Annotated in this window: 13 protein-coding genes; 8 read left to right on the top strand and 5 right to left on the bottom strand. The window is 70.0% G+C overall.

Annotated features, from left to right (window positions below):
• Nucleotides 1-113: 113 nt before the first annotated feature.
• From EDF55_RS08960 to EDF55_RS08940, 5 genes are all read right to left on the bottom strand, one after another.
• Nucleotides 114-1589 carry a polysaccharide biosynthesis tyrosine autokinase gene (locus EDF55_RS08960; protein ID WP_221180736.1) on the bottom strand — a complete coding sequence of 492 codons (1476 nt, stop codon included), beginning with the start codon at nucleotides 1587-1589 and terminating at the stop codon, nucleotides 114-116.
• A gap of 66 nt (nucleotides 1590-1655) precedes the next feature.
• Nucleotides 1656-2690 carry a glycosyltransferase family 4 protein gene (locus tag EDF55_RS08955; RefSeq protein WP_123654574.1) on the bottom strand — a complete coding sequence of 345 codons (1035 nt, stop codon included), beginning with the start codon at nucleotides 2688-2690 and terminating at the stop codon, nucleotides 1656-1658.
• Complete coding sequence (locus EDF55_RS08950; protein WP_221180735.1) at nucleotides 2687-3838, bottom strand: glycosyltransferase; 1152 nt, start codon at nucleotides 3836-3838, stop codon at nucleotides 2687-2689. The genes EDF55_RS08955 and EDF55_RS08950 overlap by 4 nt, the downstream gene beginning before the upstream one ends.
• 101 nt (nucleotides 3839-3939) lie before the next feature.
• Nucleotides 3940-6537, bottom strand: coding sequence for an Ig-like domain-containing protein (locus EDF55_RS08945; RefSeq protein ID WP_123654573.1), 2598 nt, complete (start codon nucleotides 6535-6537; stop codon nucleotides 3940-3942).
• A gap of 240 nt (nucleotides 6538-6777) precedes the next feature.
• Nucleotides 6778-8649 (bottom strand): hypothetical protein, encoded by a 1872-nt coding sequence (locus EDF55_RS08940; protein ID WP_123654572.1) that lies wholly within the window; start codon nucleotides 8647-8649, stop codon nucleotides 6778-6780.
• Nucleotides 8650-8893: 244 nt separating this feature from the next.
• Here EDF55_RS08940 and dnaK point away from each other — a divergent pair, with 244 nt between their 5' ends.
• The 8 genes from dnaK to EDF55_RS08900 all read left to right on the top strand — a co-directional run bounded on the left by dnaK (nucleotide 8894) and on the right by EDF55_RS08900 (nucleotide 17171).
• The gene (gene dnaK / locus EDF55_RS08935) at nucleotides 8894-10762 is read left to right on the top strand and encodes a molecular chaperone DnaK (protein ID WP_123654571.1); all 1869 of its coding nucleotides are present in this window, start codon (nucleotides 8894-8896) and stop codon (nucleotides 10760-10762) included.
• Nucleotides 10763-10765: 3 nt separating this feature from the next.
• Entirely contained in the window at nucleotides 10766-11401 is a 636-nt protein-coding gene (locus tag EDF55_RS08930; protein ID WP_123654570.1) for a nucleotide exchange factor GrpE, read from the top strand.
• Nucleotides 11402-11424: 23 nt separating this feature from the next.
• Nucleotides 11425-12429: a DnaJ C-terminal domain-containing protein gene (locus EDF55_RS08925; RefSeq protein WP_123654569.1), complete on the top strand. Its 1005-nt coding sequence runs from the start codon at nucleotides 11425-11427 to the stop codon at nucleotides 12427-12429.
• A 200-nt stretch (nucleotides 12430-12629) separates the two neighbouring features.
• Nucleotides 12630-13040 carry a heat shock protein transcriptional repressor HspR gene (locus tag EDF55_RS08920; RefSeq protein ID WP_123654739.1) on the top strand — a complete coding sequence of 137 codons (411 nt, stop codon included), beginning with the start codon at nucleotides 12630-12632 and terminating at the stop codon, nucleotides 13038-13040.
• 96 nt (nucleotides 13041-13136) lie between these two features.
• A complete protein-coding gene (locus EDF55_RS08915; RefSeq protein WP_123654568.1) occupies nucleotides 13137-13757 on the top strand; it encodes an acyltransferase in 621 nt (206 codons plus the stop codon).
• 8 nt (nucleotides 13758-13765) lie between these two features.
• On the top strand, nucleotides 13766-14869 hold the full coding sequence (locus tag EDF55_RS08910; RefSeq protein WP_123654738.1) for a DegT/DnrJ/EryC1/StrS aminotransferase family protein: 1104 nt from the start codon (nucleotides 13766-13768) through the stop codon (nucleotides 14867-14869).
• Nucleotides 14866-15864, top strand: coding sequence for a Gfo/Idh/MocA family protein (locus EDF55_RS08905; protein WP_123654567.1), 999 nt, complete (start codon nucleotides 14866-14868; stop codon nucleotides 15862-15864). The genes EDF55_RS08910 and EDF55_RS08905 overlap by 4 nt, the downstream gene beginning before the upstream one ends.
• Nucleotides 15861-17171: a nucleotide sugar dehydrogenase gene (locus EDF55_RS08900; protein ID WP_123654566.1), complete on the top strand. Its 1311-nt coding sequence runs from the start codon at nucleotides 15861-15863 to the stop codon at nucleotides 17169-17171. Before EDF55_RS08905 ends, EDF55_RS08900 begins: the two co-directional genes overlap by 4 nt.
• Nucleotides 17172-17195 lie beyond the last annotated feature (24 nt).

The following is a 17195-nucleotide window of genomic DNA, read 5'->3' as shown; positions in this document are numbered from 1 at the left end:
TGCCCGGCGCACGACAGAGCCCCACCCGCGAGAAGCGGGTGGGGCTCTGTCGTGTCGTCAGACCGCGGACGCACCGGGCGCTGCGGGGCCGCGCCGGACCTCCAGTCCGGTGGTCACCCGGCATCCTGCCTGGCGAGCCGGCGCTCGCTCCTCGGCATCGCCGGCGCTGCACGCCGCCCGCGTCGCGGGACGAGTTCGCTCGGGTCGAGTGCGTCGTCGCCGGCGCGCTCGCCGTAGTACGCGTAGTAGGTGCCGTACCCGTAGGACCCCGCGCCCTTCGCCGGCAGCATCGTCATGACGATGCCGAGGGTCCGGCTGCCGACGCTCGAGAGCGCGTCGATCGCGACACGGAGCTGGTTGCGGGTCGAGCGTCCGGCTGCGGAGATGACGAGCGCACCGCCGGTCAGGCGGCTGAGGATGGCCGCATCCGTGACCGGCAGGAGCGGTGGCGCGTCGATGATGACGTAGTCGAACTCGGTGGTCAGTTCTTCGAGCAGGACCCGCATGCGCGCGCTGCCGAGCAGTTCGCTGGGGTTCGGGGGGATCCGCCCGGCGGGGATCACGTGCAGGCCGCCGTGGCCCCAGGGCTGCAGGACCTCGGTGATCTCCGCCTGCCCGATGAGCACGTCGGTGAGCCCGACAGCGCCTTCGACACCGAGGATCTCCGCGAGGCGCGGACGGCGGAGGTCGGCGTCGATGATCGCCACGCGTGCGCCGTTCTCGGCCATCGCGATCGCGAGGTTCGCCCCGGTCGTCGACTTGCCCTCCGAGGGCACCGCCGAGGTCACGACGAAGCTCCGCGTGGACTCGTCGAGGTCGATGAACTGCACGTTCGTCCGGAGGGTGCGGAACGATTCTGCACGGGGGCTCCGCGGGTCGACCTGCACGATGAGCGGTCGCTTCGGTGCGCCCGGGTCGAACTGGATGCCGCCGAGGATCGGCGCATCGGTGACGGCCTCGACGTCGTCCTGGCGGCGGATCTTCGTGTCGAGCGTCGCGCGGAGCACCGCTGCGCCGGTGCCGAGCAGGATGCCGGCGAGGAGCCCGACAGCGAGGTTGATCGAGAGCTTGGGGGAGGACGGCTTCGACGGTTCGACGGGTGGCTGCACCGTCCCGATCTTGACCAGGCTGGGGCCGCCGGCAGTGGGGACCTCGAGGTCGTTGCCGACGACGTCCTTGAAGCTCTCGCCCACCGCGGTCGCGGTCTTCACCGCCTGAGCGGGGTCGGAATCGGTCACGGTGATCGTGATGAGCACGGTGTTGACGGGGGAGCTGGCGTTGATCCGGCTCGCCAGCGACGGCACCGAGGTCTTCAACCCGAGTTCGTCGATCACCGGCTGCAGCACGCTGGCGCTGGTGACGATGTCGACGTAGCTCTGGACCTTGCCCTGCGCGGCGCTGTTGCCCTGCACGAGGTCGCTGGCCGTCGCGCCCTGCGACTGCACGGAGACGAAGAGCTTCGTCGAGGTGCTGTACATCGGCGTGGTGAGGACCGCAAGGCCGCCGCTGAGCCCGATCGCCATCACGACGAACGCGGTCACGAGCAACCAGGATCGTCGGAGGATGCGGATGAAGTCCTGGATGGTCACTGTTGCCTCGCTCGGGTCGTCGGTCGGGTGTGAGTCACTGCGTTTGTTATTCTAACACCTGATATGTCAATTCTGCATGGCCGAGACGGCCGCATGGAACGACGCCTCGATGGTGAGGTGCTGCGCGTTCGCCCACCCGTGCTCGACCACTCGCCTCCGGAACAGGTCGTCCTGCCGAAGCCGTCGGATCGCGGCGTCCCACCGATCCGGTTCGCCGATCGGCAACACCAGCTGGTCGCGGAGCTCGGTATCCGTGTACAGCAGCGGTGCCACCCCGACCTGGTCGCTCATCACGACGGGCACCCCGGCGCTCGCCGCCTCCACCGGGGTGCGACCGAAGGCGTCGCGGTGCGACGGGACCACGCACACCCCGGCGTCGGCCCAGATGTCGCCAGCGGCTCGCCATCCGCCCCAGGCGAGGTTCGGTGGGGAGGCCCGGTGCAGTTCCGCCTCCAGCGCGCCGGTCCCGTGGATGCGTGCGTCCACCCCCGTGCGCGCGGCGATCTGCATGAACAGGTCGGCGCCCTTCTCGGTGGAGAGTCGCCCGGCGAAGACGATCGGCGCCTCCGCGCGGGAGCGACCGCGAGCGAGGAGCGGGACACCGGCCGGCACGATGCTGCCGCGGCCCGAGTGCCCGAGCTGGGCCTCGAGGAGCGGCGTGGTGGACCAGACGTCGTCGAACCGGGCGAGGGCGCGGCGCTCCATCGCGGACAGCAGGACCCGGCGCGCACCGTGCTGTTCCCCGACCGCGGGCCACGGGAGCCCACGGACCCACGCCACGCGGCGCTTCGCGAGGAGGTCCTGCCGCCGGGCGATCACCATGTCGGACTGCGGGATCAGCGAGACGATCACGTCGGCGGACCGGACGGCGTCGGAGTCGAGTAGTCGGTCGACCGCGGGCAGGAGGTGCCGCCCGTGCTCCGTGACGACGCGCTCGGTGAGCCGGTCGTCCTCGACGGGGATGCCGGCGGCCTCCGGGCGGACGCCGAGCACCGCATGCCAGTCGTGGCCGGCCGCGCGCGCCGTCGTGACGAGGTCGACCGCGGAGCGGTACACGCCGCTCCGGGCCATCAGCGGGGCGGCGACGAGCGTGACCCTCATCGGGAGACGCCGACGGAGCTGCCGACGAGGAGGTCGGTGATGAGATCGGTCTTGTCCCGCCACGTCGCACCCACCGGGATGGTGGTCGGGGTGCGGGGGACGCGTGTGGCGCTCCGGGTCCAGTCGCCGATGACCTCGGCGTGCTCGTGGATGCGCGTGGTGGTGACGCCGTCGATGCCACGGGTGCCGGCTCCGGCCACCGGGGTGGTCAGCGTGGGGAGCCCGGCGGCGCGGTACTCGTACGTCTTGATGATGTCGCCGCCGACCTCTCCCGCTCCGACCCGGTGCGGGACCCAGCCGACGTCGAAGCCCTCGAGGAGTTCTGGGACGTCGGAGTAGTGCACGTCGCCGAGGAGTTCGACGTTGCCGAGTGCGGCGAGCGGTGCCCGGTACTCGGCGTCGAGGATCGGTCCTGCGAAGACGAAGCGCACGTGCGGCAGCGCCGTGATGGTGGCGACGATGCCGGGGAGGTCCAGGCGACGGCCGATCTTGCCGACGTAGCCGACCGTCGTGGGGCCCGTCGCGGTGTGGTTCGGGGAGAAGCGCTCGGGATCGCAGCCGTTCGGGACCAGGATGACGTCGTCCCGGCCGAAGCGTCGTGCGAGTTCCGCGGTGCCCTCGGCGTTGGCCGTGACGTGGGTGGCGCGCTCGAACGCCGCGGCGTAGGCGCGTTCGACGTGCGCCGCGATCGGCGCGAAGGCGTAGTGCTTCGACCAGTCGTCGAGCAGGTCGAGGACCGTCACGCGGGAGTCGGCGAACGGTGTCGCTCCTGCTGGCGCGAGCGCGGTGAACGGGTTCCAGACGATCGCCGGCGTCGCATCCGCGATGTGTTCGATCCGTGGGTACGCGGCGGTGGCGGTGACCCACCAGCGTCGGCGGGAGAAGGGATTGGGGAAGCGGAATGTGCGGGTCTCGTGCGGGTGGGTTCCCGGAGCGAGGCTGCGGTCCGACCGGGGGCGTCGGGCGATCGCGGGCTCGGGTCGGGAGACGACGTCGACGCCGCCGTGGGACCCGAACGAGCGGCCGAGCCATTCGATGACGTGGCCGTCGCGGGTCCGGTAGCCCTCGTCGGACAGCTTCCGCTGGCCGTGCATCGGGTAGGCCAGGACGGCGCCGGACCAGGGGGTGTGCTGCTGCTGCTGGGACATCGGGTTCCTTGCGTTCGGGAGGTGTGGTCGTGCCGATGGGCGGCAGGGCTGGTGTGCTCTGCCGCCCATCGGGTGGTGCTGGGTGGTGCTGGTGGTGGGTGTTACTTCGTGGCGGGTGCGTCGGGGGCGAAGATGAAGTTCTTCAGGACGCGGGTGGTGGTGCCGTTGGTGGTGGTCTCGTCGAAGTTGAGCGTGTAGGTGTTCGTCGGGCCGTAGGCGCGGGTGTACGACCAATCGCCCTTCTGGTCGGCTTCGGTCTCGAAGACCTTGGTGCCGAGGGTGGTCGTGACGGTGATCTTCGAGAACGCGGATGCCTTGCCGGTGAAGGTGGTGGCCTTCATGGGCGTGTAGGTGTCACCGGCGGCAGGGCTGGTGAGGGCGAAGTCCTGGACGACGGGGGCGGCGAGGTTCAGCGGGACCGTGTTGATGGTCTTGCCGTCCTTGGTCTGGGTGAAGGTGAGCGTGTAGGGCGCCGAGGGGCCCATGGTGCGCTCGAATGCCCAGTCGCCGTTCTCCTTCACGGTCGCGGAGCCCATCACGGTGTTCCACTGGTTCCGGGCGGTGACGGTGGCGCCTGGCGCGCCGACGCCGGTGAAGGTGTTCGAGCCCGGGCGGTAGGAGTCGCCGTCCTTGTGGCTGGTGATCGTCATCGGGGTCTCGGTGACGAGCGGCTTGAGGACGAAGCCCTCACGCTTGTCGGTCTTGCCGTCGAGAGCCTTCTGGACGAACGTCAAGGTGTACTCGGCGGTCGGACCGTACTGGCGGGTCGAGGTCCACGTGCCGTTGGACTGGTTCGCGCGGGTCTCGAAGACCTTCGTGCCCCACTGGTTCGTGGCCGTGATCGTGGCGCCCGGGGTCGCGGTACCGGTGAAGGTGTAGTCCTTGCCGGCGGTGTAGGTCGCGGGTGCTTCGTTGTCGATCGTGAGGTTCTTGAAGGAACCCAGCGGTGCGAGCGCGAACGCGGCGGACTTGCTCCCGCTGCCGTCCAGACGGGTCTGCGTGGCGGTGAGCTGGTACTCCGCAGCCGGACCGTAGACACGGTCGAAGGACCACGTGCCGTCCTTGCCCGCGGTGACCGTCGCGATCGACACGTTCCACTGGTTCGTGATGACGACCGTCGCGTACGGGGTCGCAGTGCCGGTGACGGTGGTGGTCTTCATCGGCTCGTAGACGCCGTCCGCGGGGCCGGTGATGGCCGTGCCGGTGGCCTCCTGCTTGCCGTCCGCGGTGACCTTCACCGCTGCGGTCGTCGTCAGGTTGCCCTTGGACTGCTGCGACACGGTGATGTTCGTGATCGAGCTGGACGGGGCGATCTCGACCGGAGCGGAGAACGTGTTGTCCGTGCCGACGGTGGTGGTGACCGTCTTCGCGCCACCGGTGATGGTGACCTTCGACCCGGAGACACCGGTTCCGGTGACGGTGACATCACCCGGGGTCACACTGCCCGTGGCCGGACCCGTGATCGCCACGGCGTTGCCGTAGTCCAGGGGGGCGTCCTTCTGCGGCGACTCGACGCCGTCCGTGGTCTGGGACACCTTGAACGTCTGGACACCGGAGCCCGGCGCAGTCACGGAGAAGGAGTACTTCCCGTCGGACACGGTCTGCGAGTCGATCTCGTCACCGTTCGGTGCGTAGAGCTTCATCGTCGAACCGTCCACGCCGGTGCCGCTGATCGTGGCCTTCTTCGTCACGTCGTCCGCGAAGGCGCCGACCGCGGTGAACTCGTTCTTGCTCGCCTTCACGGTGACCCTCGTGTTCCCGTTCACGATGAACGTGCCGAGGTTCGAGGTGCCGACGAAGCTCTGCTTGAGCTGGCCGTGCGAGTCCGGTGCATCCGCGTCAGCGGTCACGTTGATCAGCCACGAGAAGACCATCGTGGTCGGCAGCGAGACGTTCTCGGGGAGTGCCGCGCGGAAGGACTTCCCGTCGGCCGAGACCGAACCAGTGACATTGAGTGCCGGGTAGTCAAACCAACGTCCCCCGTCGCCGGAGCGGCCCTTCAGGAGGGTCTGCCCCTTGGCGAACGTGGTTCCTTCGGGTGCCTGGAGCGCGAGCAGACCGCCCTCCACCGTGACAGCGGTCGTGGTGAACACCGGTACCGACATGACCATCGACTTGCCTGCTTCGAGTTCGTGGTCGTACCCCGGCGAGGGCTCGAATCCGCCATTGTCGACGGGATTCGTCCATCCCGCCGAAAGGACCGCAGCCGCGGTCCCTACCGCAGCGAACTCGATGTTCGTGCCCGTGCTTTCCGAGTACATGAGTCTCGAAGGCGCACTCTGCGGAGCCAGCTGGCCGTTCGAGGAGAGGACGAACTTCTGGTCGCTGCTCGTACTGGAGCAGCCCACGAACGCGGTGTTGGACAGCGCGAGGCAGAGGTCCTGGCCTTCGACCTTGAGGGTGCTCGGGGTGCCGATGGCCGGCACGCTGATCTTGACTGCAGCCGCACGAGCGGCCGCTTCCGTCGGGTACTTAACCCACTTGAAGTCGTGGGCCCATTCCGGGCTCTTCTGGACGACGCCGGCATACCAATTCTTGTTCGCTGTGTACACAAACGGTTCGTATCGCTCCGTGGCTGCGGTCGAGGTCGGGGCTGCGGAGGCGGAGGCGGCGGTAGCGCCGAAACTGAGGCCGGAGGCGACGGTGGCTGCGGCGAGCGCCGTCGCGCCGAACGCCTTGAGGGTCTTGTGCTTTCGCATGGGTGTGTGCTTTCTGTGATGGCCCGGTGCCGTGGTGTCGGGTGGCCGGGTCGGGTAACAGGAGACACGCGGCCCATCCGGGAGGCTTGCCGCGTTCCAAGAAAATATCACACACATCATACAGATATCAACATACCGAGTGCGATCGTCTCCACGAGGCGGCCGTGCGCGGCAGAGGGCCCGGGGCCGGCTCGCGCCGGCCCCAGGCCCTCGTGGATGCGGCATCGTCGCCGCGTGCTGCTACTTCGTGTCGGCCGGCACGGTGAAGAGCTCGCTCGGGACGGTCTGCCCGTACTTCGACTGCTCGATCACGAACCGGAAGCGCTTGGAGCCTGCAGCGACCACGTGGTCGAACGACCACGTTCCGTCGATGCCGACGACGTGTGCCCCAGGGGCGATCTCCTTGCCGTTGGCCTTGAGGACCCGGAAGGTCGCCCCCGGCTCACCCGTGCCGGTGATGGTGTTCTGCTCCCCGGGACTGACCGTCCGCGTGGTCACCGTGACGGGGGCGAGCTCGAGCTGCTTCACCTCGACGGGGATCGTGGTGTCGTCGACCTCCTCGCCGCGCAGGTACTGAGCGAAGCTGACGTCCTGCTTGCCGACGACCAGGTTCGTGACCGTGCCGGACCAGTTCCCGTCGGTGTCCGCCTTCGCGATGATCGTGTTGCCGACGCGGACCTCGGCTTCCTTCGTCGCGGTCCCGGAGACTGCTGCGGTGCGCGCGGCGTCGTCGACCGAGTCCACCTTCGCGGTGATGGGGCGCACGGACTGCTCGACGGTGACGCGGGATGCGCCGGTGATCCGGAAGGGCTTCTCGCCGACGGTGGTCGTGACGGTGAAGCCGAGGTCACCGGCGCCGCTCGTGGCGTCGTCGGGAGCGGCGACGGGGACGCTCCAGCGGACGCTGTAGCCCGTGGGGAGCTCGAAGCCGTGGCCGGAGTCGGGCATGGTGCCGGTGAACGTCGTGCGGTCGGCGCTCAACGAACCGGTGACGCGTAGGGAATCGGTGCGCTTCCACCCTCCTCCCGACGCGTACTCGCCGGTGAGCGTCGTCGCGCCCTCGGGGAACGCGGTACCGCGCGGCGCCGTGAGGACGACCTTCGTGTCCCGCATGCCGGTGACCTTCTCGGTGACCGTGGCGCCGAAGTGCACGGGCTGGACAGTGCCAGCGGGGACGGTGGCCGGAGTGCCGACGCCGGCCGGGTCGAAGGACCCGTCGATCGGCGTCGGCGGCGTGACACCGGTGATCGCCACCCGGGAGGTCCCGGCGACGTTGAAGGAGCCGAGGTTCGAGGAGCCGACGAAGCGCTGGCCGAGCGTTCCGGTGCCGTCGTCGGTCGCGGGTGCGGCGTCGACGCTGACCTGCCAGGCGATGTAGGCGTTCTCGGCGATGGTCGTGTCCTTCGCCCCCTTCGTCACTCCGATGAAGGTCCTGCCGTCGGCCGAGACCTCGCCGACCGCGTTCAGCCACGGTGCGGACTCGAAGTTCGAACCGGTGGTGTAGCGGCCCTGCAGGGTGGTCTGGCCCGGCGTGAACGTCGTGCCGGACGGCGCGGTCAGCGCGAGCGTGCCGTCCGAGATCTTCAGGTCGGCCCGCGCTTGCACGGGCACGAGCAGGTTCTTCTTCGTGGTGCCCGCGTCCATCGTGTAGTCGTACCCGGGGGTGGTGACGAGCCCACCGCCGGGTACCGGCGGCGGGGTCACGCTGCCCGGGCGGGTGACGGTGATGGGAACGGCAGGAGAGAGGTGTCCCTGGGACTGCCAGAAGTTGCGGCTCATCACGTACAGCGTCGCCGTCGCCCCCGGGGCGATCGAGGCCGGCCAGGGAACGGTGCCACCGTTCGACAAGTCGCCGAGCCCGACGGTGTGGGTCGTCGTCGTCGACAGGTAGAGACTGCAGGTGTCCCAGGTCCCACCGCACGACGGGGTGCCGTGGTAGGTGATGCCGCTCTCGCTCACCGACGAGGTGACACCGGATGGCGTGTAGGCGTACGAAGCGCGGAGGTGCGGGGCTGCGTTCGCGCCAGCCGGCCCTGCGCTGATGCCGGTGATGACGGTGGCGAGTGCGAGGGCGGTCGCGCCGAGCGCCCTGAGCGTTCCGTGTTGTGACATGGTTCCGTGCTCCTGTGTTGTTCGGGCCGCGATCTACGGCACGCGACACCTGAACGCTACACATGAAACACACATATCAGTATGCCGCCAACGGAATTGGCTGCAAGGTTTGGACTTGAGCCATTTGGACGCAACTTTCAGCTCCCAGAGTTGACGAGCCTCCAGTCCGGAGTAGAGTTGAGCCCATCGGACGCAAGTCCGGAAGACTTCAGCACCACAGCAACGACAGAAGGAGCAACACCACATGGGACGTGCAGTAGGCATCGACCTCGGAACCACCAACTCGGTCGTCAGCGTTCTCGAAGGTGGCGAGCCCACCGTCATCGCGAACGCCGAGGGTCTCCGGACCACCCCGTCGATCGTGGCGTTCACGAAGGACGGCGAAGTCCTGGTCGGCGAGACCGCCAAGCGCCAGGCGGTCACGAACGTCGACCGCACCATCGCCTCCGTCAAGCGCCACATCGGCACCGACTGGAAGGTCGAGATCGACGGCAAGCAGTACACGCCGCAGGAGATCTCGGCCCGCACCCTCGGCAAGCTCAAGCGCGACGCCGAGCAGTACCTCGGTGAAGACGTCACCGACGCGGTCATCACCGTGCCGGCGTACTTCAACGACGCCGAGCGCCAGGCCACCAAGGACGCCGGCGAGATCGCCGGGCTCAACGTCCTCCGCATCATCAACGAGCCGACCGCGGCTGCCCTGGCCTACGGCCTCGACAAGGGCAAGGAAGACGAGCTCATCCTGGTCTTCGACCTCGGTGGCGGCACGTTCGACGTCTCCCTGCTCGAAGTGGGCAAGGACGACGACTTCTCCACGATCCAGGTCCGTGCGACCTCGGGCGACAACCGCCTCGGTGGTGACGACTGGGACCAGCGCATCGTCGACTACCTGATCAAGAAGTTCAAGGACGAGCACGGCGTCGACCTGTCCACGGACAAGATCGCCAAGCAGCGCCTCAAGGAAGCCGCCGAGCAGGCCAAGAAGGAGCTGTCGAGCCAGCTGAGCGCCAGCATCCAGCTGCCGTACCTCACGCTGACCGCTGACGGTCCGCTGAACCTCGACGAGACCATCTCGCGCGCACAGTTCGAGCAGATGACCTCCGACCTGCTCGACCGCACCAAGAAGCCCTTCAACGACGTCATCAAGGAAGCGGGCGTGTCGGTCAACGACATCGCGCACGTGGTCCTCGTCGGTGGCTCGACCCGCATGCCCGCCGTGGCCGAGGTCGTCAAGTCGCTGACCGGTGGCAAGTCCCCGAACCAGGGCGTCAATCCGGACGAGGTCGTCGCCGTCGGCGCCGCGCTGCAGGCCGGTGTCCTGAAGGGCGAGCGCAAGGACGTCCTGCTCATCGACGTCACGCCGCTCTCGCTCGGCATCGAGACCAAGGGCGGCCTGATGACGAAGCTCATCGACCGCAACACCGCGATCCCGACCAAGCGCAGCGAGACCTTCACGACCGCTGACGACAACCAGCCGTCGGTCGCGATCCAGGTCTTCCAGGGCGAGCGCGAGTTCACCCGCGACAACAAGCCGCTCGGCACGTTCGAGCTCACCGGCATCGCGCCGGCTCCCCGCGGCGTCCCGCAGGTCGAGGTCACCTTCGACATCGACGCCAACGGCATCGTGCACGTGTCCGCGAAGGACAAGGGCACCGGCAAGGAGCAGTCGATGGTCATCTCCGGCGGCTCCTCGCTGCCGAAGGAGGACATCGAGCGCATGGTCCGCGAAGCCGAGGAGCACGCGGCCGAGGACAAGGCCCGTCGTGAAGCGAACGAGCGTCGCAACCAGGCCGAGCAGCTCGTCTACTCGATCGAGAAGCTCATCAAGGAGAACGACGAGAAGCTCCCCGCGGACGTCAAGTCCGAGGTGCAGGCCGACGTCGACGCGCTGAAGTCCGCCCTCGCGGGTGAGGACGAGGACGCCGTCAAGACCGCCTTCGACAAGCTCAACGAGTCGCAGGGCAAGCTCGGCCAGGCGATCTACTCGCAGCAGGACGCCGCCGGCGCCCCCGGTGCGGACGGCGCGCAGGGCGAGCAGCCGACCGACGGCGCGGATGACGAGGACATCGTCGACGCCGAGGTCGTGGACGACGACGAGAACGACAAGAAGTAGCCGATGACGGACTCCACGAACGACGACAACGTCAACGACAACGAGGAGCCCCAGGTCGAGGGTGACGCCACCAACGCGGCGGAGCCCGAGGACCTGATCGAGGCCGAGGGACCCGACGTCGAGGTGCCGACCGACGCAGCGAACGACCTCAGCCCTGAGGACGAGGCACTGCTGGCCGATGCGGCGCGCGGCATGGCCGAGGACAAGCTGTCCACGGCCGACCGCGACCTCGTCGCCGAGATGCGCGCGGACATGCTCCGTGCGCAGGCCGAACTGGTGAACTTCCGGAAGCGCGTCGAGCGCGACCGTGAAGCCAACCGCGAGGTCGCCATCGCCGAGGTGGTGCGCGCACTCCTGCCGGCGCTCGACGACCTCACCCGGGCCGAGGCCCACGGCGACCTGACCGAGGGCCCCATGCAGGTCATCGGCCAGAAGATCCGTGGCGGCTTCGAGCGGTTCAAGCTCGTGCAGATCGGCGAGAAGGGCGAGTCCTTCGACCCGAACATCCACGAGGCGATCGTGCAGCTCCCGACCCCGGGCGCCACCGGCCAGACCGTGGCGGACGTCGTCGAGCCGGGCTACAAGCTCGGTGAGCGCGTCCTCCGTGCGGCCAAGGTCGCGGTGGCGGTCCCGGCCTGATCCGGACAGGAGGTAGGTGATCCATGGCCAGCCAAGACTGGTTCGACAAGGACTTCTACAAGGTCCTCGGGGTCTCCAAGGACGCCTCCGACGCCGAGCTGAAGAAGACGTACCGGAAGCTCGCGCGGCAGTTCCACCCGGACTCCAACCCGGGTGACACCGCGGCGGAGAACCGCTTCAAGGAGATCAGCGAGGCGTACTCGGTGCTCTCCGACAAGGAGCAGCGGGCCGAGTACGACCAGGTCCGCGCGATGGGCTCCGGTGCTCGCTTCACGGCGGGTGGCGCAGGCCAGGGTGGCGGGTTCGAGGACGTCTTCGGCGGGATGTTCGGTCAGCAGGGCGGTGGCGGGCAGCGTGTCCGCTTCGGCCAGGGTGGCGGCGGTGGCTTCGAGGACATCCTCGGGGGCATGTTCGGTGGCGGCGGGGGTGCTGGTTTCGGCCAGCCCTCCGGCGGCTACCGCGGCTTCGGTGGCCCGACGAAGGGGCGCGACGTCACCGCGACGACGACGCTCGACTTCACGACGGCCATCGCCGGCGACACCGTCAAGCTCTCCCAGGGCAACGGCCGACCGGTGAACGTCCGCATCCCCGCAGGCGTGGCCGACGGCCAGAAGATCCGGCTGCGCGGTCGTGGCGAGCAATCGCCCGACGGCGGCGACGCGGGTGACCTGGTGGTCACGGTGCACGTCCGCAAGCACCCGGTGTTCGAGCGTGACGGGCAGAACCTCCGTGTGGACGTCCCCGTGACGTTCGTCGAGGCGGCGCTCGGCGCGACGATCCAGGTGCCCACCCTCGGCGGCGAACCCGTCAAGCTCCGGGTCGCGCCCGGCACGCCCTCCGGTCGTGTCCTCCGCGTCAAGGGGCGCGGGGTCGCGACCAAGAACGGGACGGGCGATCTGCTCGCCACCGTGCAGGTCGCGGTGCCGTCGCACCTGTCGGACAAGGCGCGGGAGGCCGTCGAGGCACTCGCGGCGGCCCTGCCCGACGAAGACCCGCGCGAGGACCTCCTCGCCAAGGCGCGCAGCTAGAACGCGCGCCGGTGCGCTCGCGCGCCATCAGCAACAGACCCAGCCTGGGCCCACGCAGCCGGTACCGGCCCGTCGCGAAGCGGCGGGCCGGCCGTGCCGGTGGGGAGCGGCTCGGCGCGGCTTCCTGACGGACGCCCGCCGAGCCTCCAGGCTGGTTTTCGATCCACGCGAACGACGGAAAGGAACACGCCATGACCGACATGGACGAGAACTCGCCCGTCTTCGCGATCGCGGTCGCCGCGGAGCTGGCGGAGATGCACCCGCAGACCCTGCGGCAGTACGACCGGCTCGGCCTGGTCGTGCCGGGGCGGACCCGTGGCGGGTCCCGCCGGTACTCGATGCGCGACGTCGCGCAGCTGCGGGAGATCGCGCGACTCGGCTCCGAGGGGGTGTCGCTGGAAGGGATCCGGCGGGTGCTCGAACTCGAGAACGAGACCCGCGCGCTCCGTGAGCGCGTCCGTGAGCTCGAGACGGCTCTGGCCGACCAGCTCATCAGTCGACCCGGGGCGCGGGTGTTCGCGGCGACGACGACCGGGGCTGCGGTGTCCCTGCGGGCTGGCGCTCGACCGCAGCGGAACACGCAGATCGTGCTCTGGCGGCCGCCGCACTGATCCTGCTGCTGGGCGATCACCCCGCGGAATAGTGCGATATCCGCGAAATGTGTATACTTCGCACCGGTATTCCAGATTCGTGTAGCGTGCGGCTCGATGACCACACGCACAGCTCCTGGCGACCCCTTCGTGTCGCCCTCCGCCGTCGTCGCCGACTCGGCACGACTCCACCCGGGCGTGCGCGTCTGGGACCACAGCCACGTCGAAGCCGACGCGGTCATCGGCGCCGAGACCCTGGTCGGACGGAACGTCACCATCGGCGGCGGTGTCCGGATCGGGGCCCGCTGCAAGATCCAGAACGCGGCGCTCGTCTACGGGCCCGCGGTCCTCGGCGACGGCGTCTTCGTCGGCCCCGGGGTGGTGTTGACGAACGACACGGTCCCGCGCGCGATCACGCCGGACGGGTCCGTGGTGCGGGCGGGGGACTGGCGGGCTTCGGCCGTCGTCGTCGAGCAGGGGGCGTCGATCGGAGCCGGTGCGGTCTGCGTCGCACCCGTGCACATCGGCAGCTGGGCGATGGTCGCCGCAGGAGCCGTCGTGAACCGCGACGTCCCGGACCACGCGCTCGTCGCCGGCGTGCCGGCCCGGCGGATCGGCTGGGTCGGCCGGACCGGTGCACGCCTGGGCCGTGTCGACCACCACCACCTGGTGTGTCCCGACACCGGGGACCGGTTCCGGTTCACGGACGACGGTGCGTTCCTCGAGGAACTCCGGTGAGAGCCGTCATGGCCGATGCGATCCCGGTGGCGAAGCCGCTCATCGGCGTCGAGGAACGCCGGGCGGTCGATGCCGTGCTGGCGAGCGGCGCACTCGCGCAGGGCCCGGAGGTCGCGGCGTTCGAGCGCGAGTTCGGCAGTCTGCTCGTCGAGGCGTCACCGGTCGTCGCCGTGAACAGCGGGACCGCGGCGCTGCACCTGGCGCTCCTCGCGCTCGGCATCGGCCAGGGCGACGAGGTCATCGTGCCGTCGTTCACCTTCGCCGCCACCGCGAACGCCGTGCGGCTCGTCGGGGCCGTCCCGGTCTTCGTCGACATCGACCCCGCGTCGTTCTGCATCGACCCGTGCGCGGTCGCCGCCGCGGTGACGTCCCGCACCCGGGCGGTCGTCCCGGTGCACCTGTACGGGCACCCCGCGGACATGGACGAGCTCGTCGACGTGGCCCGGTCGCACGACCTGCTCGTGCTCGAGGACGCGGCGCAGGCGCACGGTGCGCGGTGGTCCGGCGCGCGCGTCGGGACGCTCGGGGACGCCGCGGCGTTCAGTCTCTACCCGACGAAGAACATGACCTCGGGGGAGGGCGGGATGGTCTCGACGCCGTCGCCCGGCGTCGAGCGGACGGTCCGCCTGCTCCGCAACCAGGGGATGGCGACCCGCTACGAGAACGAGATCGTGGGCTTCAACGCCCGGATGTCGGACGTGCACGCGGCCATCGGACGAGCGCAGCTCCGGAAGGTCCTCGGCTGGACGGCGCAGCGGGTCGCGAACGCCGCGTACCTGACCGGTGAGCTCCGGGGTGTGACCATCCCGACCGTGCACCCGCTCGCCGAGCACGTGTTCCACCAGTACGTCGTCCGGGTCCCCGACGACCGGGACGGCTTCGTCGCGGCGCTCGATGCGGAGTACGGCATCGGCGCCGGTGTCTACTACCCGACGCCGGTGCACCGGCTGCCCTCCTTCGTCGGGTCGAGCGGTCCGGTGTGCGGCGACCTGCCGGAGACGGAGCGGGCCGCCGCCGAGGTGCTGGCGCTCCCCGTGTACCCGACGCTCACACTGCAGCAGCTCGACCGGATCGTCGCGGCCGTGAACGCGTTGGCCGGAGCAGGACGGTGAGCGGCGTGCGGATCGGCGTGGTCGGGCTCGGGGTCATGGGGGCGCACCACGTCCGCGTGCTGCGGTCGCTCGACGGGGTCGACCTGGTCGGGGCGGCCGACGCGCTCGGCGACCCCCGCGGTGCCGCGGACGGGCTGCCGGTCGTGCGGACGGCCTCCGACCTGATCGGGATCGGGATCGACGCCGCGGTGGTCGCCGTCCCGACCGGGCTCCACGAACCCGTCGGCCTGCTCCTCGCCGCCGCCGGCGTGCACGCCCTCATCGAGAAGCCCGTGGCGGCCGATGCCGGCGCCGCCGCGCGGCTCGTCGCGGCGTTCGACGGCGCCGGGCTGGTCGGAGCGGTCGGGCACATCGAGCGGTACAACCCCGCGCTGCAGGCACTCCGACATCGGCTCGACGCCGGCGAGCTCGGTGCCGTCCACCAGATCGCCACCCGGCGACAGGGTCCGTTCCCGTCGCGGATCGCGGACGTCGGGGTCGTCAAGGACCTCGCGACCCACGACATCGACGCCACGGCGTGGATCGCGCGGTCGGAGTACGTGCACATCGGGGCGCTCGCGTGCACGAAGAGCGGGCGTGCCCACGAGGACCTGGTGACCGTCACGGGCGAGCTCGCCGACGGCACGCTGACCTCGCACCTGGTGAACTGGCTCACCCCCTTCAAGGAGCGGCTCTTCGTCGTGACCGGAGAGCACGGCACGTTCGTCGCGGACACGCTCAGCGCGGACCTGACGTTCCACGAGAACGGCACGGTCCCGACGGGCTGGGAGCGCGTCGCCGCGTTCCGCGGGGTCGCCGAGGGAGCGAGCACGCGGTTCGCGATCCCGAAACGCGAGCCCCTCGTCGTGGAGCACGAGGCGTTCCGGGACGCCGTGCTCGGGTTGCCGGCCGACATCGTCACCCTGCGGGACGGGCTGCGGACCGTCGAGGTCGCCGAGGCCGTGCTCGAGTCGGCGCACACGCGGCAGACCGTCCGCATCGGGGTCGCAGCGTGAGGGTCGCGGTGGTCGGGCTCGGCAAGATCGGGCTGCCGCTCGCCGTGCAGTACGCGCGGTCGGGCGCCACGGTGGTCGGGCTCGACGTCGCGGACGCGGTCGTGGAGTCCGTGAACGCCGGGGTCCCGCCGTTCCCGGGGGAGCACGGGCTCGACGAGGAGCTGTCGGCCGTGGTGGCCTCCGGTGGGCTGACAGCGACGACCGATCCCGAGCGGGCGCTCGCCGTCGCGGACGTGGTCGTCGTCGTGGTGCCGCTGTTCGTGTCGTCGGACGGCGTGCCGGACTTCGGCTGGATGGACGCGGCGACCGACGTGATCGGCGCGCACCTGCGGCCGGGGATGCTCGTCGCGTACGAGACCACGCTCCCGGTCGGGACGACGCGGACGCGGTGGGCACCCCGGCTCGAAGCCCGCTCGGGGCTCGTCGAGGGGCGGGACTTCGACGTGGTGTTCTCGCCTGAGCGGGTGCTGACCGGGCGGGTGTTCGCGGACCTGCGACGGTACCCGAAGCTGGTCGGCGGGCTGTCCCCACGCGGTGCGGAGCGCGCCGCGGGGTTCTACGATTCGGTGCTGCAGTTCGACGACCGACCGGACCTCGACCGGCCGAACGGGGTCTGGGACCTCGGGTCCGCCGAGGGCGCCGAACTCGCGAAGCTCGCCGAGACCACCTACCGCGACGTCAACATCGCCCTGGCGAACGAGTTCGCGGTGTTCGCCGACCGGTCCGGTATCGACGTCGAGCGGGTCATCGAAGCGTGCAACTCCCAGCCGTACAGCCACCTGCACCGTCCGGGCATCGCCGTCGGTGGGCACTGCATCCCGGTGTACCCGCAGCTCTACCTCTGGAACGACCCGGATGCATCGGTGGTGCGGGCCGCTCGTGCCCGGAACGCCGCGATGCCCGCGCACGCGGTGGACGTGCTCGCCCGGGTGCACGGCGACCTCCGGGGTGAGCGGATCGTGGTGCTCGGCGCCGCGTACCGCGGTGGGGTCAAGGAAACCGCGTTCTCCGGGGTGTTCGACACCGTCGCGGCGCTCATAGCGCGGGGTGCCGTGGTCACCGTCACAGACCCGCTCTACGGGCCGGATGAGCTCCGGACCCTCGGGTTCGCGCCGTCCGTCGCCGGAGCAGCGGTCGACGCTGCCGTGGTGCAGGCCGACCACGCGGAGTACGCCTCGTGGGGACCGCAACGCCTTCCCGGCGTGCGGACGATCCTCGACGGGCGGCGGGTCCTGGACCCGGCGCGGTGGCCGTCGGTGACGGTGATCGCCCTCGGCGGCGGGCTGCGAAACACAAGATGTGAATAACTCGCGCGCTCGGCTCGGCGGCAC

Source organism: Curtobacterium sp. ZW137 (assembly GCF_003762905.1).
GTDB lineage: Bacteria > Actinomycetota > Actinomycetes > Actinomycetales > Microbacteriaceae > Curtobacterium.
This window is presented reverse-complemented; position numbering and strand designations above follow the sequence as displayed.